The sequence below is a fragment of the Comamonas sp. JNW genome (assembly GCF_003105075.1).
Classification (GTDB): Bacteria; Pseudomonadota; Gammaproteobacteria; order Burkholderiales; family Burkholderiaceae_C; genus Comamonas; species Comamonas squillarum.
This window is the reverse complement of sequence record NZ_QETI01000026.1, coordinates 1-22,714: the sequence shown is the minus strand read 5'-3', so window position 1 is coordinate 22,714 and position 22,714 is coordinate 1. Positions and strand designations below refer to the sequence as shown.

Here is a 22,714-nt window from a genome sequence, read left to right as displayed (position 1 = left end):
GCAGCAGCGCGCCAGCCAGCGCCAGGCCCAGGCCCTTGGCCGCCAGCGACCAACCCAGGTGGTAGTAGAACTGGCCTAGCGCGACCAGCGCCAGCAGCGCGCAGAGTACGGCAATTCGCCAGCGCGCCGCCAGCAAGGCACCCGCGGCGACCAGGCCAACAACGGCCAGCCCGGTGCTGAACCAGGCGGCCAGCGCCAGCATGGCGCCCGCCAGCAGCAGGCTGTGCTCGCCCTGGCGGTTGGTGGTGCCGCGCGCACGCCATTGGCGGGCCAGCATCCAGGCCGACAGCGCCACCACCACCACGGCCAGCGCGCGCCCGGCAGGAATGGCCCAGGGCATGAAGTCGCCGCTCTGCTCCCAGAAGATGGCGCGGGCGACATAACCCGAGGCGAAATTGCTGATCAGCACGCCGACGATGGCCGCATCGGCAAAGGCGGCCCAGCGCGGCCGGGACCAGCGCTGCGCCGGCGTGGCCAGGCGCGCGGGTTCGGCACGCAGCCACAGGCACCACAGCAGCGCGGGCAGCAGCGCATCGAGCTGCAGCGGCAGCAAGGCCGGCAGCCAGGACTGCAGCGCCATGAGGCTGACCACCACGGCCATGCCCCAGCCCAGGCCCATCAGCGACTGGATCCAGCGCATCTGCGCCAGCGCGGCGCCCAGCATCAGCACCAGCGCCGAGACCGTACCAATCAGCAGCACACCCAGGCGTGAGTCAGCCACATCGCCCAGGTTGACCAGCACCAGCAGCCCGCCCGCGCACCAGAGCACCAGCGCCACGCAGTTGATGAAGGCATGGCGGGACTGGCGCATCAAACCACCGGCTGCGGCCAGAAACACCAGGCCCAGCACCACGCCGCCGGCACCAAAGACAAAACGCTCGCCCAGCGCCAGCGCCAGAAATACCGCCAGCGGCACCAGGCTGGCCAGCGCACCCAGCATGGCCAACGCCAGCACCAGGACCGGGGGCTCATCCAGATCTTGCACAGGCGCATCGCCTTGCACCAGGCCTTGCTGGCGGGCCGGGGACCACCAGGCCGGTTGCGTGCGCAGAAATGACAGAGGACGGATAGCAGCCATCACAGCACCTCCTGGTGGTCGCGCTGCTGGGCATGCAGGTAGTGCTGCGCTGCCATCAAGGCCTTGACCGAAGCGCCCAGGCAGACCATCACCACCACGGCAAAGGCGAGCAGGGCCTCGGTCTCATGCCACTCGAATATCCAGCGGGCAATCAGCGACAGCACCAGCACATTGGCGGCCAAGGTGGCCAGGCAAGTGCAGATAAAGTCGCGAAAACGGCTGAACAGCGCCACCAGCAAGCTGGCAGCCACCAAGGCGCCGCTGAGCGCAAAGGCCGCCAGGGTCTGGCGCGTGGCCTCGTCAAATAGCTGTACGGTGGCAATGGCCGACCAGGCTGCCAGCGCGCCGCCCAGCGCCAGGCGCTGCGACCACCAGCCCATGCCGCCGCGCACCCGCAGGGCCGGCACGCAGTACACCAGCAGCGGCACCAGCGCCAGCGCCAGCCAAAGCGCCAGGCGCAGCAGCAGCTGGGGCAGGGTATCGCGGTCGGCGACCAGGACCTGCCAGAGGTCGAGCTTGCCGGTCCAGAACACGATGGCGGCTGCGACGATCAGCACCCAGACGCACCAGAGCAGATCGCTGGCAGCCAGTGCCACCCAGATGAGCGAGAGCGCCGCCCAGGCGGCAAACAGCTGCCAGGCATCGGCGCCGGTCTGGTAGGTCTGGCCCACATAGGCCAGCAGGCCGCCCAGCACCAGGGTGGCGCACAGCAGCGCCGCCAGCCGCAGGCGCGGCCACAGACAGGCGGCCAGCACGGACAGCGCCAGCGTGCCCTCGATCAGGCCCAGCTTGAACCAGTGCGACTGCGCCTGCCAGTTGGCCGCCACCCAGAAGATCAGCCCGCTGGCCACCAGCAGCGCGGCCACCAGCAGCAGGCCGGCGCGGATTTTGCGGGCCAGATCGGCCGGGGCACCGGCTGAGACAGCCAGTGCATACAGCGGCGCGATGCGCGGGTCGCCTGGCGCCGACTGGGCGCTGACCTGGTACAGGGTGGAGTCCATGCGTTTGTTCCTCGTTGGTGGGCCGCTTGCACGGCGGTGCAGCGGTGGCCCTGGTGCAGCCGCCCCAGGCAGCCTGCACACAGCCTGCAATATAACCAAACGCTTCTGGGCCAGGGCATGCGCCAGTTCAGGTAGCTTCAAACGATACTGCCGGAGCCCGCCAGGCGAGACCGGGCCGGGGTGCTCAGCGTGCGGCGGCAGCCTGGGGTTGGGCCACAAAGCCCATGCGGCTGAGGCCGGCGCTTTGCGCCGCATCCATCAGTTCGACGGCGCGGGCATAGGGCAGGCTCTGGTCGATGGACAGCTGCACCTCGGTCTGCGGATTGCGCTCGGCCTGCTGCTTGAACAGCGCTTTGAGGGCCTCCATGTCGGTGGGCTGGCCATCGGCAAACAGCGCGCCCTGGGCATTGAGCTGCACCGCAATCGCCGCCGGCGGATTGGCCCGGGTGGCGCTGGCGGCCTGGGGCAGGTCCAGGCGGATGGAGGCGGCCAGCAAGGGCGCTGCCATGATGAAGATAACCAGCAGCACCAGCATCACATCCACCAGCGGCGTCACATTGATGGCGCTGATCGGCGCGCTGGCCGGGGTTTTGTTGAAGCGACCGAATGCCATGGTGCGAAGGGCCTGGGTTGGCGGCGGCTCAGCGGCTGCCCACCAGGGCGATGCTATCCACGGCATTGTGGGCCTGCATGCCGGCGTAGGCCTGCGGCGCCTGGGCGGCTTGCTGCAAGGCCCAGGTCTGCATGTCGTGGGCAAAGCCTTCGAGCAGCTCCTCGACCTGCGCGAGCTTGCGGCCCAGCAGGTTGTAGGCCAGCACGGCCGGCAAGGCAACGGCCAGGCCGGCGGCGGTCATCACCAGCGCCTCGCCCACGGGGCCGGCCAGTTGCTCCAGGCTGACATGCTCGGCGCCGGCCAGTGCCGCCAGCGCCTGGTGGATGCCCCAGACGGTGCCCAGCAGGCCGACAAAGGGGGCAGTGGCGCCAATGGACGCGAGCACCGTCTGCCCCCATTGCAGCCGGTGGCTGGCGCCATGCAGCGCCTCGCGCAGCACGCGGGTGGTTTGCACCTGGGCGCCGCTGGCCACAGCCAGGCTGTGGTTGGCTGCGGGCTCGGCCGCCACAATGTGCGCAATCGCATCGGCTACCGGGGTCAGCAAGGCGGCGCGGTCAATGGTTGGCAGCGCCAGGCGTGCCTGCTCCCAGCTGCTGGCCTGCCAGAAAGCATCGGTGGCCCGCAAGGTGGCGCCATGGGCGCGGCCCAGCCACCAGGCCTTGTAGAGAATCAGCACCCAGCTGGTGACGGACATGAGCAACAAGACCAGGGCCGTGGCCCGGGCGACGCCGTCTGCTTGCGAGAGCCATTGCCCCATCGTCATGGTTGGCCGTCCTTGTAATAGCGGGGTGGGTGTGCCGGGCTGGGTTTATTTCAGGCCGAGCACGTCGTACATGTCGAACAGGCCGGTCTTCTGGCGCGCCAGGTAGCGCGCTGCCCGCAGGCTGCCATTGGCGTAACCGGCGCGGCTGCTGGACTTGTGCGAGATCTCGATGCGCTCGCCATCGCCGGCAAACAACACGGTGTGGTCGCCGACGATATCGCCGCCGCGCATGCTGGCAAAGCCAATGCTGTTGGCCACGCGCGCGCCGGTGTGGCCAAAGCGCTCGTAGACGGCGCGGTCGGCCAGCTGTGTGCCCTGGGCCTCGGCAATCACCTCGCCCATTTTCAGCGCCGTGCCCGAGGGGGCATCGACCTTGTGCTTGTGGTGCGCTTCGACGATCTCGATGTCGTAGCCGCCTTCTTGCAAGGCCTTGGCCGCCATCTCCAGCAGCTTGAAAGTCACGTTCACGCCCACGCTCATATTGGGCGAGAGCATCACCGCCGTCTTGTCGGCAAACTGGCGGATCTGCGCCTTTTGCTCCTCGCTAAAGCCCGTGGTGCCGATGACCACGCCCACGCCGCGCTCGGCCGCCAGTGCCAGGTGGGCCAGCGTGCCTTCGGGGCGGGTGAAATCGATCAGTACATCAGCGCCTTGCAAGCCCTGGGCCAGGTCGGCGGTGATCTGCACGCCGGTGTTGCGGCCCAGGAATGCACCCGCATCAGTGCCCAGGCTGGGGTTGCCGGCGGCATCGAGCGCGCCGCTCAGCTGCAGGTCCGTGCTGGCCAGCACGGCTTCGATCAGCATGCGGCCCATGCGGCCGCTGGCGCCTGCAATGGCGACGGCAATACGGGGGCTGTTGTCGGGGGAGAGGGGGGCGGTCATGGGTAGTTTCCTGGGGCTCAAACGGGCGGCATCTCAGCAAACATCGGACACGGCCCAAAGACGGCGCTGGCCACCCGCTGCCAGTGCAGGGCGGGGGCATGCCAGCGCCATGGCATCAGCGCTGGGGGGATTCCAGCGGCGGGTAGCTGGCAGGCGGCGTGGCGGTGCGCGTGTCGCTGCTGCTGGTGTCGGCGCTGGGGGCGGGGGCTGGCTGATCGGCCTTGTACTTGGCCAGTTCCTCGGGCGTTGCTTCCAGGCGCGGCACCTTGGGGTTCTTGATCGAGGTCGTGACCGAGGCGACGAACTCCTGCTCGCTGGGCATCTCATCGCCTTCAAAGCGCTCCAGGCCGGTGTCGTTGAAGTACACGGTAAAGCGGCGCTCCTGCTCGGGCACACCCTTGCGCTTGATGGTGAACACGTAGTCCCAGCGGTTGGCGTGGAACACGCTGGCCAGCAGCGGGGTGCCCAGCAGATCCTTGACCTGCTGGCGGCTCATGCCTTTTTGCAGCGCGTCGACCTGCTCCTTGGTGATCACATTACCCTGCACCACCTCCACCTTGTAGGGGGTGATGGCGCTGGCGAACTTACGGCTGGCTTCATTGAAGGAGCCGCAAGCGGCCACACTGGCGCCCAGGGCCAACAGCGCCGCCATGCGGACACCGGAACGAACAAATTCAGGCATGGTTTTAGACATAGCGATATGATCGGCCATTGTAGCGGCTGGTCTCCAGGCCTTCTCCAGAAGTCCGTATACCAATCGGGCCCACTTGAAAGACCTTGTTATGAAAAATATTGAAGAACTCAAAAGCACTGGCCTCAAGGCAACGCTGCCTCGGCTGAAGATTCTGGATATCTTCCAGAATGGTGCTCAGCGCCACATGACGGCGGAAGATGTGTTCCGCGTGCTGCTGGAAGAGCGCTCCGACATCGGTCTGGCCACGGTCTACCGCGTGCTGACCCAGTTCGAGCAGGCCGGCATCCTGATCCGCAGTAACTTCGAGAGCGGTAAGGCGGTTTACGAGCTCAACGAAGGCCAGCACCACGACCATTTCGTCTGCACCAGCTGCGGCAAGGTCGAGGAGTTCTATGACCCCGAGATCGAAAAGCGCCAGCAGTCCATTGCCAAGAGCAAGGGCTGGATCGTGCATGACCACTCGATGGCCCTGTACGGCCAATGCGCGGAGTGCGCGGTCAAGGCCAAATAAGCACGGCATCCCACCGCTGCCCGCCAGAATCTGAAAAGCGAAGCGCCGAAAACGCTTCGCTTTTTACGTTTTGCACACATAGCTTTACAGCAGCGCGACGGCACAGGCGCACCATGGGGCCTTCTGCACCAGGCTCCAGACTCCCCATGCGCCCTAACCGACTGCCCCGACTGCTCACCCTCAGCGCCGCCGCCTTGGCGGGCACCTTGTGGCTTGGCGCCTGCGCCTCCCATGCGCCGCCAGATGCGGCCAGCGCGCAGGCGGCGTTGCCCGATACGGCAGCGGTGCCGCTGAGCGCCACCCAGCGCCTGCAATGGCTGGACCGCGTCAGCTGGGGCGCGAGCGACAGCGCCGACCAGCAGCTCCAGCGCCTGGGCCTGCAGCGCTGGCTGGATGCGCAGCTCGCGCCGCGCCAGCCGCCCCGCCTGCCCGCCCAGGCCGAGCAGCAGATTGCGGCCTTGGAAATCAGCCAGCGCAGCATGCTGGAGCTGCAGCGCGACATTGCTGCGCAGCGCCTGGCTGCCCGCACCGCCACCGAGCAAGGCCAGGGAGAGGGCGAAGGCGCGCGCCTGCGCCAGGAAGTGCAGCGCCACCTGAACCAGCTCGCCGCCCAGGCCCAGCAGCGCCAGGTGCTGCGTGCGCTGTACTCGCCCGCCCAGCTGCAGGAGCAGATGACCTGGTTCTGGATGAACCACTTCAATGTCAGCACGCGCAAGGCCGAAACGCGGCTGTGGATAGCAGATTACGAGGAGCGGGCGATCCGCCCCAACGCCCTGGGTAACTTCCGCACGCTGCTCGAAGCGAGCATGCGCCACCCGGCGATGCTGCTCTACCTGGACAACGCCAGCAACGCCAAAGGCCACATCAACGAAAACTACGCCCGCGAGCTTCTGGAGCTGCACACCATGGGCGTGGGCAGCGGCTACACCCAGGCCGATGTGCAGGCCATGGCCCATGTGCTGACGGGCGTGGGCTTCAGCACCCGCGATGCCGATGCACCGCCGCCGCGGATGGACCCCGAGCTGCAGGCCGATTACCTGCGCGATGGCTTTTTCGAGTTCAACCCCAAGCGGCACGACTATGCGCCCCAGGTCTTGCTGGGCCAGCCGCTGCGAGCCAAGGGCATGGCGGCGGTGGACGAGGCGCTGGACCGCATCGTGGCCTCGCCCGCCACGGCGCAGTTCATTGCGCGCAAGCTGGCGGTGTTCTTTATCAGCGACAACCCGCCACCCGCCTTGGTGCAGCGCACGGCAGCGGCTTTCTCGCGCAGCCATGGCGATATGGCCACCACCTTGCGTGCGCTGCTGACCGCGCCCGAGGCGCTGGCCCAGCAAGGCCAGCGCTTCAAGGACCCCATGCACTATGTGCTGGGCGCCGTGCGCCTGGGCTATGACGAGCGCGTAGCCAGCGATGTGCGCCCGGTGATCGGCTGGATCAACCGCCTGGGCCAGCCCCTCTACGGCCATGAAACGCCCGATGGCTACCCCGTATCGCAATCGGACTGGGCCAGTTCCGGACAGATGGCCGCGCGCTTTGATGTGGCGCGGCAGATTGCGACACGCAGTGCCGTGCTGTTCCGCGCCGAACCTCAGGCCGCGCTGGAGCAGCCGCCGTACCCGGACCTGGCGCAGCGTGCCACCGCCCAGGCGCGCGTGGCCCAGTGGAGCGCGGCATCGCGCGACGCGCTGGCCAAGGCGCGCAATGTGCCCGACTGGAATACCTACTTTCTCTCCGCCCCCGAAATGATGGTTCGCTGACGAGGTACGCCATGCAAAGACGCCACTTTCTCTCTGCCGCCGCCAGCCTGCCGCTGGCCTTCAGCCTGGCACGGGCCCGCGCAGCAGCGCCCCGCAGCGATACACCGCGCTTTTTGCTGGTGTTCCTGCGCGGCGCCTACGACAGCAACAGCCTGCTGGTGCCCACGCACAGCGACTTCTACTACGCCGCGCGCCCCACGATCGCCATCGCACGCCCGGACGAGGCCAATGGCGCGCTGCCGCTGGATACGCGCTGGGGCCTGCACCCGGCGATGGAAGGCAGCGTGCTGCCGCTGTGGCGCAGCAAGCAGGCCTGCTTTGTGCCCTTTGCCGGCACCGACGACCTCTCCCGCAGCCATTTTGAAACCCAGGACTCGATCGAGCTGGGCCAGCCGCTCGATGCCCACCCGAGTTTGCGCAGCGGCTTCATGAACCGCCTGGCGCAAACCTTGCAGGGGCGCAGCGACCTGGCGCCGATGGCGTTCACCGCGCAACTGCCGCTGTGCATGCGCGGGCCGGCCCGCATTGCCAATACCGCGCTGGCCAATGTCGGCAAGGGCGGCGTGGATGCCAACCGCAGCCGCGCCATTGCCGCGATGTATGCCGGCACCGCACTGGCGCCTGCCGTCAACGAAGGCTTTGAGGTGCGCGCGGCCGTGCTGCGCGGCATGCAGGAGGAGATGGACAAGGCCGGGCGTGATGCCATCAGCGCCAAGGGCTTCAGCCTGGTGGCCCAGCGCATGGCCACTTTGATGCGTGACCAGTTCGATCTGGGCTTTGTCGATGTGGGCGGCTGGGACACCCATGTGAACCAGGGCAATGCAAGCGGCAACCTGGCCAACCGGCTCGATGACCTGGGCCGGGGCCTGGCCGCCTTTGCGCAGGAGATGGGCGCCGAGCCCTGGCGCCACACCGTCGTCGCGGTGGTCAGCGAGTTTGGCCGCACCTTCTGTGAAAACGGCAACAAGGGCACCGACCACGGCCATGGCACCGCGTACTGGATATTGGGCGGCGGCCTGTCGGCGCAGGCCGGTGGGCGCATTGTGGGCGAGCAGATCGAGGTGAGCGAGGCGAATCTGTTCCAGAACCGCGACTACCCCGTGCTCAACGAGTACCGCAGCGTGCTGGGCGGCCTGTTTGCGCGCATGTACGGCCTGTCAACGGCGCAGCTGCAGCAGGTGTTTCCGCAGGCCGCGGTCAAGGACCTGCGGCTGGTTTGAGGCTGCAGGCCTCGGTGGTTTTAAAACTCACGCCCGCTGGCCATGGCCTTGCGGTGCCGGTCGACAAACTCCTGGTAGGTGTCAATGCCGCGCAGCTGCAAGATGGTGTTGCGCACCGCCGCTTCCACCAGCACGGCGATATTGCGGCCGGCCACCACCTGGATGACCACCTTCATCACCGGAATGCCCAGCACATCCTGGGTCAGCGGTGCGGCGGGCAGTCGGTCGTAGTCGCGCTCCATGGTTTCCTTGCGCACCAGGTGCACGATCAGCTTGAGCCGCATCTTGCGGCGCACGGCCGTCTCACCAAAGATGGCGCGGATATCGAGCAGGCCGATACCGCGCACTTCCAGCAGGTTCTGCAGCAGGTCGGGGCATTTGCCCTCGATCGTGGTCTGGTTGATGCGGTACAGGTCCACGGCGTCATCGGCCACCAGGCCGTTGCCACGGGTGATCAGCTCCAGGCCCAGCTCGCTCTTGCCCAGGCCGGATTCACCGGTGATCAGCACGCCCATGCCCAGGATGTCCATGAACACGCCATGCATGGTGGTGCGGTCGGCGAAATGCTTGGACAGGAAGGCGCGCAGCACATCGATGACAAAGGCGGCCGACTCCTTGGTGGAGAACATCGGGATGTGCGCGCGCTCGCACATGGACAGCAGCTCGTCAGGGGCGCCCTGGCCATCGGCCAGCACCAGCACCGGCGGCTCCAGGGTCACGATGCGGGCGATGCGGCGGCGGCAGTCTTCGGTGGTGGAGTTGGTGAGGTAGGCGATCTCGCGCTCGCCCAGCACCTGCGCGCGGTAGGGGTGGATGTAGTTGAGGTAGCCCACCAGGTCGGCGCTGGAGCGGGCGCTGCGCACCGCCACTTCGTCAAAGCGGCGCTCGGAGGCCCCCAGGCCCGCCAGCCATTCCCAGCGCAGCGAGGCACGGAACTCCTCGAACAACACATCTGCGCTTACGACATTGGGTTTCACGGTGCAGTCCTTTCAAAGCCAGAGCGCGCAGCAAAGCCACCCGCCAGTGTGAAAGACTAGCAGGAAAAACGGGGTTCAAGGCAGATACGCGTGCTTGCTTGGGCCTGCTGGCGCAGGCGTGCGGCGTTCAGGCGTGGGCGGTCGAGGTGTTGTTGGTAGACGATTGCCAGGTGTCGATCATCTGGTGGAGCTGCTCGGCATTGGTACTGGCCTTCATCTGCTCGCGCAGGCTGGCATTGGACAGCAGCTCGGCAATCTCGCCGAGGATCTCCAGATGCTGCTGGGTGGCCGCTTCGGGCACCAGCAAAAAGATCAGCAGGTTGACCGGCTGCTCATCAGGGGCGTCAAAGCCAATGGCGCGCTCGAGCTGGAACACCGCCGCCATCGGGGACTTGAGGCCCTTGATACGCCCATGCGGAATGGCCACGCCATGCCCCAGACCGGTCGAGCCCAGTCGCTCGCGTGCAAACAGGCTGTCGGTGACCAAGGCGCGCGAGAGGCCGTGCAGACTCTCGAACAGCAGGCCCGCTTCTTCAAATGCACGTTTTTTACTGGAAACATCCACACTCACTAGCACTTGAGCTGGAGGCAAGATAGAGGCAAGACAGTTCATAGTGGAGTGCGGCTATATGGCTAGCTACTGGAGAGCATGATCAAACGAACGCAGCAACACCTGGATGCAGGTGTTGCTGCACGTATTATCGGTCAGTACTCAAACAGAATCTTTTTCCTCAGCAAAAAGCAGAGGGTTTACGCCATTGCTTGCCGCAACGCATCGCTGTAGTGGGATTGAACACGTTGCTTGTGACGGGCCACCATACGGTCCAGCCTGTCGACCAAAGCATCTACCGCGGCGTACAAATCGTGGTGAGAGCACTGAACACAGAGTTCATCACCCTTCACCCGCAGATTGCACACCACACGCTGCCGTTTCTCCTTTTCCTTCTGCTTTTCCACCGAAAGTAAAACTTTGGCATCCACCACCTGGTCAAAGTGTCGCGTAATGCGCATCAGCTTGGATGTTACATATTCGCGCAGCGCCGGGGTCACCGCCAAATGGTGACCACTGATCGTCAGGTTCATGAATAAGTCTCCTTCTGCAAACCGAGAAAAGTGACTGAGGCCGTTTAAAACCCAAGCCACCCCGAGGGGGAAACACATGCATGCGTGTAAACCATGATGCGCCCGGACCTGCAAAATTGCAAGTCTATGACAACCCGGTTCACTGGGTTTCTGGGCCGGGATGGCCGCGCAAGGCCGCCGCGTTGGTTACAAATGCGCCGCGCCGTGCTGCAAAAAATGGAGGGCCCATGCGCGGCGCATGGCGCTTTGGGCGCAATTGAAACCAGTGGCAAGCAGCGCTGACTTGGTGCGCCAGCACGTAAGGGCCTACGTGTTCGAGGCGCTGCGGCGCCCAATACTGCACTGCAATCCAAGGCATCCCGGCAACCCGGGCGAGGTCATGGGGGGTGACGACTACAATCGAGCGCTTGCCTTGCCGAGGTTGCGCGGCTGTCCGTGCCTTCCGTTTTCCCGCAGGGTGCCTGTCCATAGTTCTGCATCACCATGACCCAGCCCGTACCTTCTGCACTGCATACCTCCAAGCTCCATTCCCTGCCCCTGCTGGCCCGCGGCAAGGTGCGCGACAACTACGCCGTCGGCAACGACCGCATCCTGATGGTGGCCTCGGACCGTCTGTCGGCCTTCGATGTGATCATGGGCGAGCCCATTCCGGGCAAGGGCGCATTGCTGACGCAGATGGCGCTGTACTGGTTCGACAAGCTCGGCGACATCTGCCCCAACCACCTGACCGGTGAGGCGCCCGAGTCCGCCGTGCAGCCCGATGAAGTGGCCCAGGTGCATCTGCGCTCCATGCTGGTCAAGCGCCTGAAGCCCGTGCCGATCGAGGCGGTGGTGCGTGGCTACCTGGCGGGCAGCGGCTGGAAGGAATACCAGGAATCGCAAGCGGTCTGCGGCGTGCCCCTGCCCGCTGGCCTGATCAACTCCGCCAAGCTGGCCGAGCCCATCTACACGCCAGCGGCCAAGGCCGAAGCGGGCGAGCACGATGAGAACATCACCTTTGAGCGCACCGTCGAGATGGTGGGCCCCGAGCTGGCCGCGCAGATCCGTGACATCAGCATCGCTATCTACAAGAAGGCCGCCGCGATTGCGCTGACCAAGGGCATGATCATTGCCGACACCAAGTTCGAGTTTGGCCTGGATGAAGACGGCAAGCTGGTGCTGATGGACGAGGTGCTGACGCCCGACAGCTCGCGCTACTGGCCGGTGGAAGGCTATGCCGACGCGCTGGCGACCGGCGCCAACCCCCCCAGCTATGACAAGCAGTTTGTGCGCGACTGGCTCGAGCAGGCCAAGGTCAATGGCAAGCCCTGGGACAAGACGGCCCCGGCACCGCGCCTGCCGCAAGAAGTGATCGACAAGACCGCGGCCAAGTACCGCGAAGCGCTGGAGCGCCTGACGGCCTGACGGCCTGACGGCTGGGGGCCTGATGGCCCCGCAGGCTGGTATGTGCTGCGGCCCGCTCAGGCCGTGGCGCTCAGTCTAGCGTCTGCCTTTTTCAGCCACAGGCGCAGGCTGTCCACCAGGTCTTTGCGGCTGAACGAGCAGCTTTCCTCGTCAAACAGCGCGCTCGATTCGAGCCGGTCGAGCAGCTGCAGCAACACCTCCTGGAACTGCGCAGGCAGCGCGCCGAGCAAATCGGTGTAGCCGCGTGCCTGCTGGCTCAGGGCCGCCGCATCCATGTGGCCGGCCTCGAAATGGTCTAGTCCGTCTTGTAAGGCACCCAACTGGCGCAGCGCAGCGGATTGCATGGTGGTCTCCTGGTGGCTCAACATGGCTGCAGTGTAGAGGCCTTTGTGCCGGCCGAGCCTGGGATTTGCCAGGGGCCATTGGCCGTGCAGCCTCGCCGCCCGGGCGCAAATGCCCGACAATAGCCCCCATGAATGCCCTGAACATTTCGGAAACCATGCAGGCCCTGGGGCTCCAGGCCAAACAAGCCTCTGCCCAGATGGCTAAAGCGCCTTCTGCTATCAAAAACAAGGCCTTGCTGGCGCTGGCACGTTTGCTGCGCGACCAGACCGAGGCCTTGCAGGCCGACAACGCCAAGGACCTGGCGCGCGCGCAGGCCAACGGCCTGTCTGCGCCGATGGTCGATCGCCTGCGCCTGACGCCCAAGGTGCTGGAGACCTGTGCCCAGGGCTGCGAGCAACTGGCGGCCATGGCCGATGTGGTGGGCGAGGTGGTGGGCATGAAGCAGATGCCCAGCGGTATTCGCGTGGGCCAGATGCGTGTGCCCCTGGGTGTCTTCGGCATGATTTATGAAAGCCGCCCCAACGTGACCATCGAGGCGGCCAGCCTGTCGATCAAGAGCGGCAATGCCTGCATTTTGCGCGGTGGCTCCGAAGCCATCGACTCCAACAAGGCGCTGGCACGCCTGGTCGAGCAGGCATTGCAGGAGGCTGGTTTGCCCGCCACAGGCGTGCAGCTGGTGCAGACCACCGACCGCGAGGCCGTGGGCCAGCTGATTGCGATGCCCGAATTTGTCGATGTGATCATTCCGCGCGGCGGCAAGGGCCTGATCGAGCGCATCAGCCGCGAAGCCAAGGTGCCGGTGATCAAGCACCTGGACGGCAACTGCCATACCTATATCGATGCGCCTAGTGATCTGGACATGGCCGTCAAGGTGACGGAAAACGCCAAGACGCAGAAATACAGCCCCTGCAACGCGACCGAAAGCCTGCTGGTGGCGCGCGCCGTGGCGGCAGATTTTCTGCCCCGCATTGGCGCGGTGTTTGCGGCCAAGGGCGTGGAGATGCGTGCCGATGCCGAAGCGCTGGCGCTGCTGCAGGGCGTGCCCGGTGCCCGCCTGCAGGCGGCGACCGAGCAGGACTGGTCCGAAGAGTACCTGGCCGCCGTCATCAGCATCAAGGTGGTGGCTGGGGTGGACGAGGCGATTGCCCATATCAACCACTACTCCAGCCACCATACCGATGCGATCATCACGCGCGACCACATGCATGCGCAGCGTTTTTTGCGCGAAGTGGATTCGGCCAGCGTCATGGTCAACGCCAGCACGCGCTTTGCCGATGGTTTTGAGTACGGGCTGGGCGCCGAAATCGGCATCAGCACCGACAAGTTCCATGCCCGGGGACCGGTGGGTATCGAGGGGCTGACCTCGCTGAAATACATTGTGCTGGGCGAAGGTGAAGTGCGCGGCTGATGCCGGTCGCTCCCAGCTGCTCTGGCTCGCTGGTCGGTGATCTTTGCTGACCGGCCGCCTCTTGCCCACGTTATGATGCGGCCATGCCAGGCCGCTCCCTAGCGGCTGGCGCCTCATGCTATGAAAATTCTGATCCTCGGCGCAGGCCGCGTGGGCGAGAGTGTCGCCGAAAGCTTGCTGAGTGAAAAAAACGACATCACCGTGATCGACACGGATGGTGTGCGCCTGCGCGATCTCGAAGGCCGCTTCGATCTGCGTGGCGTGGTGGGCAATGGCATCAGCCCCGAGGTGCTGGCCGAGGCCGGTGCGGCGGACACGGACATGCTGATCGCCTGTACCTCCCAGGACGAGACCAATCTGACCGCCTGCAAGATCGCGCAGGTGCTGTTCAACATCCCCACCCGCATTGTGCGCGTGCGCTCGGTGGCACTCAAAAGCCATGCCGAGCTGCTGTCCGACACCGGCTTTGGGGTGACGCATGCCTTCTGCCCCGAAGAAGCGCTGATGGGCTACATCGGCAAGCTGGTGACCTACCCCGAGGCGCTGCAGGTGCGCGAGTTTGCCCAGGGCCATGTGGCGCTGGCGTCCGTGCGCGCGCGCGGCGGCGCGCCGGTGGTGGGCTTGAGCGTGGCCGATGTGCGCCAGAACCTGCCCCATGGCACCGTGCGTGTGGTGGGCGTCTACCGCCGCTTTCACCACGAGGCCGACCGCCTGGTGCCGACCGAGGGCAGCACCCGCATCGAGCCGGGCGACGAGGTGTTTGTGCTGTCGGACAAGGAGCAACTGGGCGATGTGCTGGCAGCCTTCAACCGCCAGGTGGGTGAACAGGCCGAGGTGGTGCGCCGCGTGATGGTGGCCGGCGGCGGGCGTGTGGGCATGCGCCTGGCGCGCGCGCTGACCAAGGAATCCCGGCGCTTCCAGGTCAAGATCATCGAGAAAAGCGAGGACCGCTGCGTCTATCTGGCTTCGCGCCTGCCGTCGGATGTGCTGGTGCTCAAGGGCGATGCGACCGACGAGACCTTGATGGAGAACGAGAACGTCGAGGATGTGGACCTGTTCGTGGCCATCACCGATGATGACGAAGACAACATCATGTCCTGCCTGCTGGCCAAGAAGCTGGGCGCGACCCGGGTGCTGGCGCTGATCAACCGCCGCACCTATGCCGACCTGATGCATGGCACGCAGATTGATATTGCGCTGTCGCCCGCCCAGGCCACCCTGGGCGAGCTGCTCGCTTATGTGCGCCAGGGCGATGTGCAGGCCGTGCACAGCCTGCGCCGTGGCGTGGCCGAGGCGATCGAGATTGTGGCGCGTGGCGATGCGAAAACCTCGCGGGCCGTGGGCCGGCGCGTGGGCAGCCTGCGCCTGCCGCGCGATGTGCACATCGGCATGATTGTGCGCGGCCTGCCCGCGCCCGATGCGCGCAACACCAATGGCAGCGAGGCGGCCGAGCGCGATGAAGACGAGCGCGATGACGAGAAGGTGGAGGTGATCGTGCCCACCAGCGGCACCATCATCCAGAGCAATGACCATGTCATTCTCTTCTTGCCGAACAAGCGCCTGGTGCATGAGGTCGAGGCCCTGTTCCGTGTCGGGGTGACCTTTTTCTAGGCACGGCCGATGACTGATCTTCGACCCGTGCTGCGCGTATTGGGCATTTTGCTGCTGATGTTTGGCGGCACGATGGCCGTGCCCGCGATCTCCTCGCTGTGGGCGGACGATGGCGTATTTGGCGTCTACCCGCTGACCATGGGCATCACCTGGGCCTGCGGCACGGTGCTGTGGTGGATGGCTCGGCATGAGCAGCGTGAGCTGCAGGCGCGCCACGGCATCATGCTGGTTGCCTTTGTGTGGATGGTGTTCCCGTTGTTTGCGGCGCTGCCGCTCTACCTGGGCTTTGAGCGCATCGACCGGGCTCTGAGCTGGCAGCATGCCTATTTTGAAGCGGTCTCGGGCCTCACAACCACCGGCTCCACCGTGCTCAACCATGTGGATACCTTGCCGGTGTCGCTCAACATCTGGCGCACCTTTCTGCAGTGGATGGGCGGCATGGGCATCCTGATTCTGGCTGTGGCCATCCTGCCGATGATTGGCATGGGCGGCAGCCAGCTCTTCCGCGCCGAGGCCGCCGGCCCGGTGAAGGACACCAAGCTCACGCCGCGCATGGCCGAAACCGCCAAGGGGCTGTGGGGTGTGTACGGCCTGTTTTCCGTACTCTGCGCGCTGGCCTACTGGCTGGCCGGCATGACGCCGCTGGACGCGGTGATGGTCATGTTCACCACGGTGAGTCTGGGCGGTCTCACCCCCCATGACGCCAGCTTTGCCTATTTCAATTCACCGCTGATCGAGGGCATTTGCACCGTCTTCATGCTGCTGGCCAGCTGCAACTTCGCGCTGTATTTTGTGGCCATCCGCAAGCGCAATGTCTGGGTGCTGTACCGGCAGCCTGAGTTCCGCGCCACCATCGGCACCTTGCTGGGTGGCGGCTTGCTGGTGGCGGCACTGCTGTGGTTCAAGGGGGTGTATGGCCCGCTGGAATCGCTGCGCATGGGCGTTTTCCACACCGTATCGGTTGCGACCACCACCGGCTATGCAGCCGTCGATTTCGGGCTGTGGCCGCCTTTTGCGCCCGTCTTCATGCTGCTGCTGTCAGGCGTGGCCACCAGCGCCGGCTCGACCGGCGGCGGCATCAAGATGATCCGCATGCTGCTGCTGCTCAAGCAAACCCGGCGTGAAATGCGGCGCCTGGTGCACCCCAATGCGGTGCAACCGGTGACGGTGGGGGGCCTGGCAGTGGATGAGCGGGTGATCTTTTCGGTGCTCGCCTTCATGCTGGTGTACTGCGCCACCATCGCTGTGCTGACCATGGCCTTGCTGTTCACGGATATGGATTTGCAAAACGCGCTGGGCGCTGTGCTTGCCAGCGTGAACTGCGCCGGTGTAGGCTGGGGCGATCTGGGCCCCAGCAACAATTTCGCCGGCCTGACCAGCTTTCAGCTGAGCGTGACCACCTTGGGCATGTTGATGGGCCGGCTGGAGATTCTCAGCTTTCTGGCCCTGTTGACGCCGGCTTTCTGGAGAAGGTGAGTGCTTGCTAGGTAGGGCGGCAGCAAAGTTCTGGTGACTTTGGCCCTCAACTCTCTACAATTGGTACTCAATTGTTTTTTGCTCGTTTTTTTTGAGCCCTCAAACAGTATTCATTTATGGTCCCGAATCTCATAACAGCCCTAACGGGGCCCATCAACGAATTGGAACAGCGCATGCTCGATGCCATGCCCGCGATCGAGCGCTGGTTCCGTCTGGAGTGGATGGAGCACACGCCTCCGCTCTATTCGTCGGTGGATATCCGCAATGCTGGCTTCAAGCTCGCACCGGTTGATACCAACCTGTTCCCTGGCGGTTGGAACAACCTGACGCCAGAGATGGTGCCGCTGGCTGTGCAATCGGCGATGGCTGCGATTGAAAAGATCTGCCCTGAGGCGCGCAACCTGCTGATCATTCCCGAGAACCAGACGCGCAACCCGCAGTACCTGGCCAATCTGGTGCAGCTGCAGCATATCTTCTCGATGGCGGGGCTGAATGTGCGCATCGGCTCGATCGATCCGGAAGTCAAGGAGACGATCAAGCTCAAGGTGGGCAACAAGGAGCTGGTGATCGAGCCGGCGCTGCGCCATGGCCGCCGCGTGGGCCTGAAGTATTTCGACCCCTGCACCATCTTGCTGAACAATGACCTGTCCACCGGCGCACCCGGCATTCTGGAAGAGGTCTACGAGCAGTTTGTGCTGCCGCCGCTGCATGCGGGCTGGAGCGTGCGCCGCAAGAGCCGCCATTTTCAAAGCTATGAAGAGGTGGCCAAGCGCTTTGGCAAGCTGATGGGGATCGATCCCTGGCTGATCAACCCGATGTTCAGCAGCCGCAAGGGCGTGGACTTCACCGACGGCAGTGAGCATGCACTCGATGAGTTGCGTGAAGATGTCGACGTGATGCTGACCAAAGTACGGCGCAAGTACAAGGAATACGGCATCAAGGAAACGCCCTTTGTCGTGGTCAAGGCCGACAACGGCACTTATGGCATGGGCGTGATGAGCGTGCATGACGCCAAGGAGCTGCGGCAGCTGTCGGTCAAGACCAAGAACCAGATGTCGCTGGTCAAGGACGGCCAGCAGGTGCACGACATGATCATCCAGGAGGGTGTGCAGACCGTCGAGCGCATGGACAAGGAAGCGGCCGAGCCGGTGGTCTACATGATTGACCGCTATGTGGTGGGCGGCTACTACCGCGCCCACTCGGACAAGGGCGCGGAGGACAACCTCAATGTGCCCGGCGCGCATTTCATCCCGCTGTCGTTTGAGCACGGCATCTCGCCGGGCGATTCGGTGGGGGCCAGCGCACCCAACCGCTTCTATATGTATGGCGTGGTGGCGCGGCTGGCGATGCTGGCGGCCAGCTATGAGCTCGAGGCGACCGATCCGGACGCCGAAATCTACGACTGAGCCGTTTGCGGCCTTCCTACAACCTCTGATTGCCGCCCGCTCCTGATCCGCCATTCGGGCTTGTCCGGATGCGCGGCTTCACTGCGGGCGCAACAACAGGCGCACAATGCAAACCAATCCACTACAAGCATGCCTGATGCGGCATGGCACAAAGGCTTGATGTGCAACACAACAATAAATCCGCACTGCCCGCGCTGACCCTAGGCGCCATCGGGGTGGTGTATGGCGATATCGGCACCAGCGTGCTGTACTCGCTCAAAGAGGTGTTTGGCTCAGGCCATGTGCCTTTCACCCACGACAACGTCTACGGCGTGCTGTCCATCCTGTTCTGGACCTTGACGCTGATCGTCTCGCTCAAATATGTGGTCCTGGTGCTGCGGGCGGACAACAACGGCGAGGGCGGGCTGATTGCGATGCTGGCACTGGCCTCGCAAGCGGTCAAGGACAAGCCCAAGCTGCGCTCGGTGCTGATGCTGGTCGGCATCTTTGGCACCTGCCTGTTCTACGGCGATGGCGTGATCACGCCTGCGATCTCGGTGCTCTCGGCCGTCGAAGGCCTGGAGGTGGTCTCGCCCGGCTTCAAGTCCTGGGTGATTCCGCTCACCTTGGTGGTCTTGCTGCTGCTGTTTTGGGTGCAAAAGCGGGGCACGGCGGGCATCGGCAAGTTCTTCGGGCCCATCATGGTGGTCTGGTTCATCTGCATTGCCGCCTTGGGCGTCTGGAACATTGTGGACCACCCGCAGGTGCTGTGGGCGCTCAGCCCGCACCATGCGCTGGGCTTTATCGGCCGGCATCCGGGCATCAGCTTCATCATTCTGGGCGCCGTGGTGCTCTGCGTGACCGGGGCGGAGGCCTTGTATGCCGACATGGGCCATTTTGGACGCAAGCCCATTCGCCTGGCCTGGTTCAGCGTGGCTATGCCGTCCCTGGTGCTCAATTACTTTGGCCAGGGCGCGCTGGTGCTGGAGAACGCCGAGGCAGTGAAAAACCCCTTCTTCATGCTGGCGCCCGGCTGGGCGCTGCTGCCCCTGGTGCTGCTCGCGACGATGGCGACGGTGATCGCATCGCAGGCGCTGATCACCGGCGCGTTCAGCGTCACCAAGCAGGTCATCCAGCTCGGTTACCTGCCGCGCATCCAGATCCTGCACACCAGCGTGCGTGACACGGGGCAGATCTACATCCCCTTTGTGAACTGGAGCCTGTTCCTGACCATTGTGCTGGCAGTGATCCTGTTCAAATCCAGCAGCAATATGGCGGCGGCCTACGGGATTGCGGTGACCCTGGACATGACCATCACCACGGTGCTCACCTTCTTTGTATTGCGCTATGGCTGGAAATATGCGCTGTGGATGGCGCTGGCGCCGACGGTGTTCTTCTTCTGTATAGACATCACTTTCTTTGCCTCCAATCTGCTCAAGCTGTTCGATGGCGGCTGGTTCCCGCTGGTCATCGGTCTGTGCCTGTTTGTCGTGATGATGACCTGGAAGCGCGGGCGTGAGCTGGTCTACCAAAAGCTGCATGCCGATGGCATCGACCTGCAGTCCTTCCTGCAGATGGTGCTGCAGGCGCCGCCCACGCGGGTGCCGGGCACGGCGGTGTTTATGACGTCTGATGCCCATGTGGTGCCCACGGCCTTGCTGCACAACCTCAAGCACAACAAGGTGCTGCATGAGCAGAACATGTTCGTCAACATCGTCTACCACGAGGTGCCCTGGATCGGCCTGGAAAAGCGCGCGGTGATCGAGCCGCTGGGCGGCGACTGCTGGCGCGTGCAGCTGAACTACGGCTTCAAGAACGATGTGGATGTGCCCAATGCGCTGCACCAACTGCGCGGCCATGGCTGCGATACCGGGCAGATGGTGACCAGCTACTTCCTCTCGCGCGATGTGTTTGTGCCCACGGACAAGACCAGCGCTGGCATGGCACCTTGGCGGCAGAAGTTGTTTGCCCAGATGCACCACAATGCAGCAGGTGCGGCAGAGTTCCTGCTGCTGCCGAGCAACAGCGTGGTGGAGCTGGGCTCGAAACTCGAAATTTAACCAGCCAGGGCTGCTCACCCGCTGCGCGCACCCCGGGCCAGCGAACACCTTGGCGGCGCGAAAGGGTGTATGCGGTTTTTCAAGGACATGAGCGCATCGGCGCTCATCGCAGGCTTTGTCACGGTGCTGGTGGGCCTGACCAGCTCCATTGCGATTGTGTTCCAGGCGGCGCAAAGCTTTGGCGCCACGCCGGCGCAGGTCTCGTCCTGGGTCTGGTCGCTGGGCATCGGTGTCGGTCTGTGCTGCTGGGTGCCCAGCATCTTGCTGCGCAAGCCGGTGGTCGTGGCCTGGTCCACGCCCGGGGCCGCGGTGCTGGCCACGGCCGGCGCCACCGGGGCGTTTGGCATGGGTGATGCCATTGGCGCCTTCATTATCAGTGCGGTATTGATTGCGCTGGTAGGCATGACGGGCTGGTTTGAGCGGCTGATGAACCGCATCCCGATTGCGATTGCCTCGGCCTTGCTGGCGGGCGTGCTGACCCGCTTTGGCCTGGATGCCTTTGCCGCCGCGCAGACCAATACCTGGCTGGTGGTGGCCATGCTGGTCACCTACCTGCTGGGCCGGCGCCTGCTGCCGCGCTATGCGGTCATGCTCACCTTGGCAGTCGGCATTGTGGTGGCGCTGCTGCAGCACAAGATCCAGTGGTCTGCCGTGCAGCCGGGCCTGACGATGCCGGTGTTCACCATGCCCAGCTTCAGCTGGCAGGCCGCCATCAGCCTGGCGCTGCCGCTGTTTGTCGTCACCATGGCCTCGCAGAACCTGCCGGGCGTGGCCATCATCCGGGGCTCGGGCTATGACCTGCCTATCTCCAAGCTGATCACGATGACGGGCCTGGCCACCTTGCTGCTGGCACCCTTTGGCGCCTTTGGCATCAACCTGGCGGCCATCACCGCCGCCATCTGCATGGGGCCGGAATCCCACCCCGACAAGGCCAGGCGCTATGCCGCCGCTGTGGTCTGCGGTGTCATCTATGTGCTGATTGGCTGGTTCGGGGTCGTCATTGCGGGACTGCTGACCGCATTCCCGCATGAGCTGGTGGTGGCAATCGCCGGCATCGCGCTGCTGGGCACCATCGGGGGCGGGCTGCACACGGCCTTGCAAGGCGAGCAGTACCGCGAAGCGGCGCTGATCACCTTCCTGGTGGCGGTGAGCGGCGTAACAATAGCCGGAGTGGGATCGGCCTTTTGGGGCGTGGTCGCAGGCAGCCTTGCGCTTTTTGTGCAACATTACGGCAAGCGCCGCTCGGCTTGAGCGCGCCCAGTTCTGTTCGTTTCTGCTTGCGTGGCCCTCTGGTGGGCAGGCAAGGCCATTGAATACACAGGGCGGCCCCCAGGCCGCCGACCCACACCATGCATATCCTCTTTGTTGCCGATCCGATTGAGTCCTTCAAGATCTACAAGGACAGTACCTTCGCGATGATGCGCAGCGCCCAGGCGCGCGGCCACCGCATCACCGTCTGCGAGCCGCGGCACATCCGCTGGATCAGCGGCGAGAAGGTCTCGGCCCAGGTGCGCGACATTGTGCTGACCGGTGACGAGACGCGCTGGTTTGACGAAGCATCTGGCCGCCGGGCCGAGCTGGCCGAATTCGACGCCATCGTCATGCGCAAGGATCCGCCCTTCGACAGCGAGTACTTCTACGCCACGCACCTGCTCGGCCAGGCCGAGCGCGAAGGCGCCAAGGTCTTCAACAAGCCCGCCGCCTTGCGCGACCACCCCGAAAAGCTGGCCGTGATGGAATTTGCCGAATACGCGCCCGTGACCCTGGTCACCCGCAGCGCGCAAGATATCCGCGACTTCCACGCCGAGCACAAGGACATCATCTTGAAGCCCCTGGACGGCATGGGCGGCATGGGCATCTTCCGCGTCGGTGCCGATGGCATGAACCTGGGCAGCATCATCGAAACCTTGAACCTGGACGGTGCCCAGAGCGTGATGGTGCAAAAGTACCTGCCTGAAATCACCAAGGGCGACAAGCGCGTGCTGATCATTGGCGGCCAGCCCGTGCCGTTCTGCTTGGCGCGCATCCCGCAGGGCAATGAAGTGCGTGGCAATCTGGCCGCTGGCGGCAAAGGCGTGGCCCAAGCGCTGGAGCCCGAGGACCGGGCCATCGCCGAGCACATCGGCGCGCGTCTTGCGCCGCGCGGCTTGCTGCTGATCGGTCTGGACATCATTGGCCACCGCATCACCGAGATCAATGTCACCAGCCCCACCTGCTTCCAGGAGATCGAGCAGCAGGCCGGATTCCCGGTGGGTGACATGTTCATCGAAGCGCTGGAAAAGGCCGTTGCAGGCGCCGTCTGACACACGCCTGCAAAAAAGACGGACGTTTTCCTGACGCCTCGGGAAAACGCCTATACAATAGCGTCTATCGACAGCACGATGCCTTGCAAAGCTGCCAGACTCGAAAGAGGGCGGTTCGCAAGGTTTGCTTTTTTGAGGTGCTG

General features: G+C 64.6%; 21 protein-coding genes. 11 read left to right on the top strand and 10 right to left on the bottom strand.

From position 1 onward, the window contains the following. From DCO45_RS22140 to DCO45_RS22115, 6 genes are all read right to left on the bottom strand, one after another. The coding region (locus DCO45_RS22140) for a DUF4401 domain-containing protein (protein WP_116927824.1) at positions 1-1,078 on the bottom strand (1,078 nt) is incomplete at its 3' end. Then, positions 1,078-2,079 (bottom strand): DUF2157 domain-containing protein, encoded by a 1,002-nt coding sequence (locus DCO45_RS22135; protein ID WP_165841256.1) that lies wholly within the window; start codon positions 2,077-2,079, stop codon positions 1,078-1,080. The genes DCO45_RS22135 and DCO45_RS22140, both read right to left, overlap by 1 nt. 184 nt (positions 2,080-2,263) lie before the next feature. Beyond that, positions 2,264-2,692, bottom strand: a complete 429-nt coding sequence (locus DCO45_RS22130) for a biopolymer transporter ExbD (protein ID WP_116927822.1) — start codon at positions 2,690-2,692, stop codon at positions 2,264-2,266. 28 nt (positions 2,693-2,720) lie between these two features. Continuing rightward, positions 2,721-3,455: a MotA/TolQ/ExbB proton channel family protein gene (locus DCO45_RS22125; protein WP_116927821.1), complete on the bottom strand. Its 735-nt coding sequence runs from the start codon at positions 3,453-3,455 to the stop codon at positions 2,721-2,723. Between the two features lie 45 nt (positions 3,456-3,500). Next, the gene (dapB, locus tag DCO45_RS22120) at positions 3,501-4,337 is read right to left on the bottom strand and encodes a 4-hydroxy-tetrahydrodipicolinate reductase (RefSeq protein ID WP_116927820.1); all 837 of its coding nucleotides are present in this window, start codon (positions 4,335-4,337) and stop codon (positions 3,501-3,503) included. A gap of 115 nt (positions 4,338-4,452) precedes the next feature. Further along, positions 4,453-5,019 (bottom strand): outer membrane protein assembly factor BamE, encoded by a 567-nt coding sequence (locus DCO45_RS22115; protein WP_116927819.1) that lies wholly within the window; start codon positions 5,017-5,019, stop codon positions 4,453-4,455. A gap of 100 nt (positions 5,020-5,119) precedes the next feature. Here DCO45_RS22115 and fur point away from each other — a divergent pair, with 100 nt between their 5' ends. The 3 genes from fur (at position 5,120) to DCO45_RS22100 (ending at position 8,519) form a co-directional block, all read left to right on the top strand. Next, positions 5,120-5,542: a ferric iron uptake transcriptional regulator gene (fur, locus tag DCO45_RS22110; RefSeq protein WP_021025553.1), complete on the top strand. Its 423-nt coding sequence runs from the start codon at positions 5,120-5,122 to the stop codon at positions 5,540-5,542. A 146-nt stretch (positions 5,543-5,688) separates the two neighbouring features. Continuing rightward, positions 5,689-7,299 carry a DUF1800 domain-containing protein gene (locus DCO45_RS22105; RefSeq protein WP_116927818.1) on the top strand — a complete coding sequence of 537 codons (1,611 nt, stop codon included), beginning with the start codon at positions 5,689-5,691 and terminating at the stop codon, positions 7,297-7,299. 11 nt (positions 7,300-7,310) lie between these two features. After that, positions 7,311-8,519 carry a DUF1501 domain-containing protein gene (locus tag DCO45_RS22100; protein ID WP_116927817.1) on the top strand — a complete coding sequence of 403 codons (1,209 nt, stop codon included), beginning with the start codon at positions 7,311-7,313 and terminating at the stop codon, positions 8,517-8,519. Positions 8,520-8,539: 20 nt separating this feature from the next. On the opposite strand, the gene hprK is transcribed toward DCO45_RS22100, so the two are convergent. From hprK to raiA, 3 genes are all read right to left on the bottom strand, one after another. Next, positions 8,540-9,496: an HPr(Ser) kinase/phosphatase gene (gene hprK, locus DCO45_RS22095; protein ID WP_021026712.1), complete on the bottom strand. Its 957-nt coding sequence runs from the start codon at positions 9,494-9,496 to the stop codon at positions 8,540-8,542. 127 nt (positions 9,497-9,623) lie between these two features. Next, the gene (locus DCO45_RS22090; RefSeq protein ID WP_116927816.1) at positions 9,624-10,109 is read right to left on the bottom strand and encodes a PTS sugar transporter subunit IIA; all 486 of its coding nucleotides are present in this window, start codon (positions 10,107-10,109) and stop codon (positions 9,624-9,626) included. 137 nt (positions 10,110-10,246) lie between these two features. Then, on the bottom strand, positions 10,247-10,579 hold the full coding sequence (raiA, locus tag DCO45_RS22085; protein WP_116927826.1) for a ribosome-associated translation inhibitor RaiA: 333 nt from the start codon (positions 10,577-10,579) through the stop codon (positions 10,247-10,249). 483 nt (positions 10,580-11,062) lie between these two features. On the opposite strand from raiA, the gene DCO45_RS22080 reads away from it, so the two are divergent. After that, entirely contained in the window at positions 11,063-11,983 is a 921-nt protein-coding gene (locus DCO45_RS22080) for a phosphoribosylaminoimidazolesuccinocarboxamide synthase (RefSeq protein ID WP_021026709.1), read from the top strand. A 56-nt stretch (positions 11,984-12,039) separates the two neighbouring features. Here DCO45_RS22080 and DCO45_RS22075 read toward each other — a convergent pair whose 3' ends face one another. Then, positions 12,040-12,327: a hypothetical protein gene (locus tag DCO45_RS22075; protein ID WP_232539465.1), complete on the bottom strand. Its 288-nt coding sequence runs from the start codon at positions 12,325-12,327 to the stop codon at positions 12,040-12,042. Between the two features lie 77 nt (positions 12,328-12,404). Here DCO45_RS22075 and DCO45_RS22070 point away from each other — a divergent pair, with 77 nt between their 5' ends. The 7 genes from DCO45_RS22070 (at position 12,405) to gshB (ending at position 22,571) form a co-directional block, all read left to right on the top strand. After that, positions 12,405-13,736: a glutamate-5-semialdehyde dehydrogenase gene (locus DCO45_RS22070; RefSeq protein ID WP_260720303.1), complete on the top strand. Its 1,332-nt coding sequence runs from the start codon at positions 12,405-12,407 to the stop codon at positions 13,734-13,736. 120 nt (positions 13,737-13,856) lie between these two features. Further along, positions 13,857-15,347, top strand: a complete 1,491-nt coding sequence (gene trkA / locus DCO45_RS22065; RefSeq protein WP_116927814.1) for a Trk system potassium transporter TrkA — start codon at positions 13,857-13,859, stop codon at positions 15,345-15,347. A 9-nt stretch (positions 15,348-15,356) separates the two neighbouring features. After that, a complete protein-coding gene (locus tag DCO45_RS22060; RefSeq protein WP_116927813.1) occupies positions 15,357-16,823 on the top strand; it encodes a potassium transporter TrkG in 1,467 nt (488 codons plus the stop codon). Positions 16,824-16,939: 116 nt separating this feature from the next. After that, positions 16,940-18,229 carry a glutamate--cysteine ligase gene (gene gshA / locus DCO45_RS22055; RefSeq protein ID WP_021026705.1) on the top strand — a complete coding sequence of 430 codons (1,290 nt, stop codon included), beginning with the start codon at positions 16,940-16,942 and terminating at the stop codon, positions 18,227-18,229. A gap of 161 nt (positions 18,230-18,390) precedes the next feature. Next, positions 18,391-20,268: a potassium transporter Kup gene (locus tag DCO45_RS22050; RefSeq protein WP_243419459.1), complete on the top strand. Its 1,878-nt coding sequence runs from the start codon at positions 18,391-18,393 to the stop codon at positions 20,266-20,268. A gap of 69 nt (positions 20,269-20,337) precedes the next feature. Continuing rightward, on the top strand, positions 20,338-21,519 hold the full coding sequence (locus DCO45_RS22045) for a benzoate/H(+) symporter BenE family transporter (RefSeq protein WP_116927811.1): 1,182 nt from the start codon (positions 20,338-20,340) through the stop codon (positions 21,517-21,519). Positions 21,520-21,617: 98 nt separating this feature from the next. Then, positions 21,618-22,571 (top strand): glutathione synthase, encoded by a 954-nt coding sequence (gene gshB / locus DCO45_RS22040; protein ID WP_116927810.1) that lies wholly within the window; start codon positions 21,618-21,620, stop codon positions 22,569-22,571. Positions 22,572-22,714: the final 143 nt, after the last annotated feature.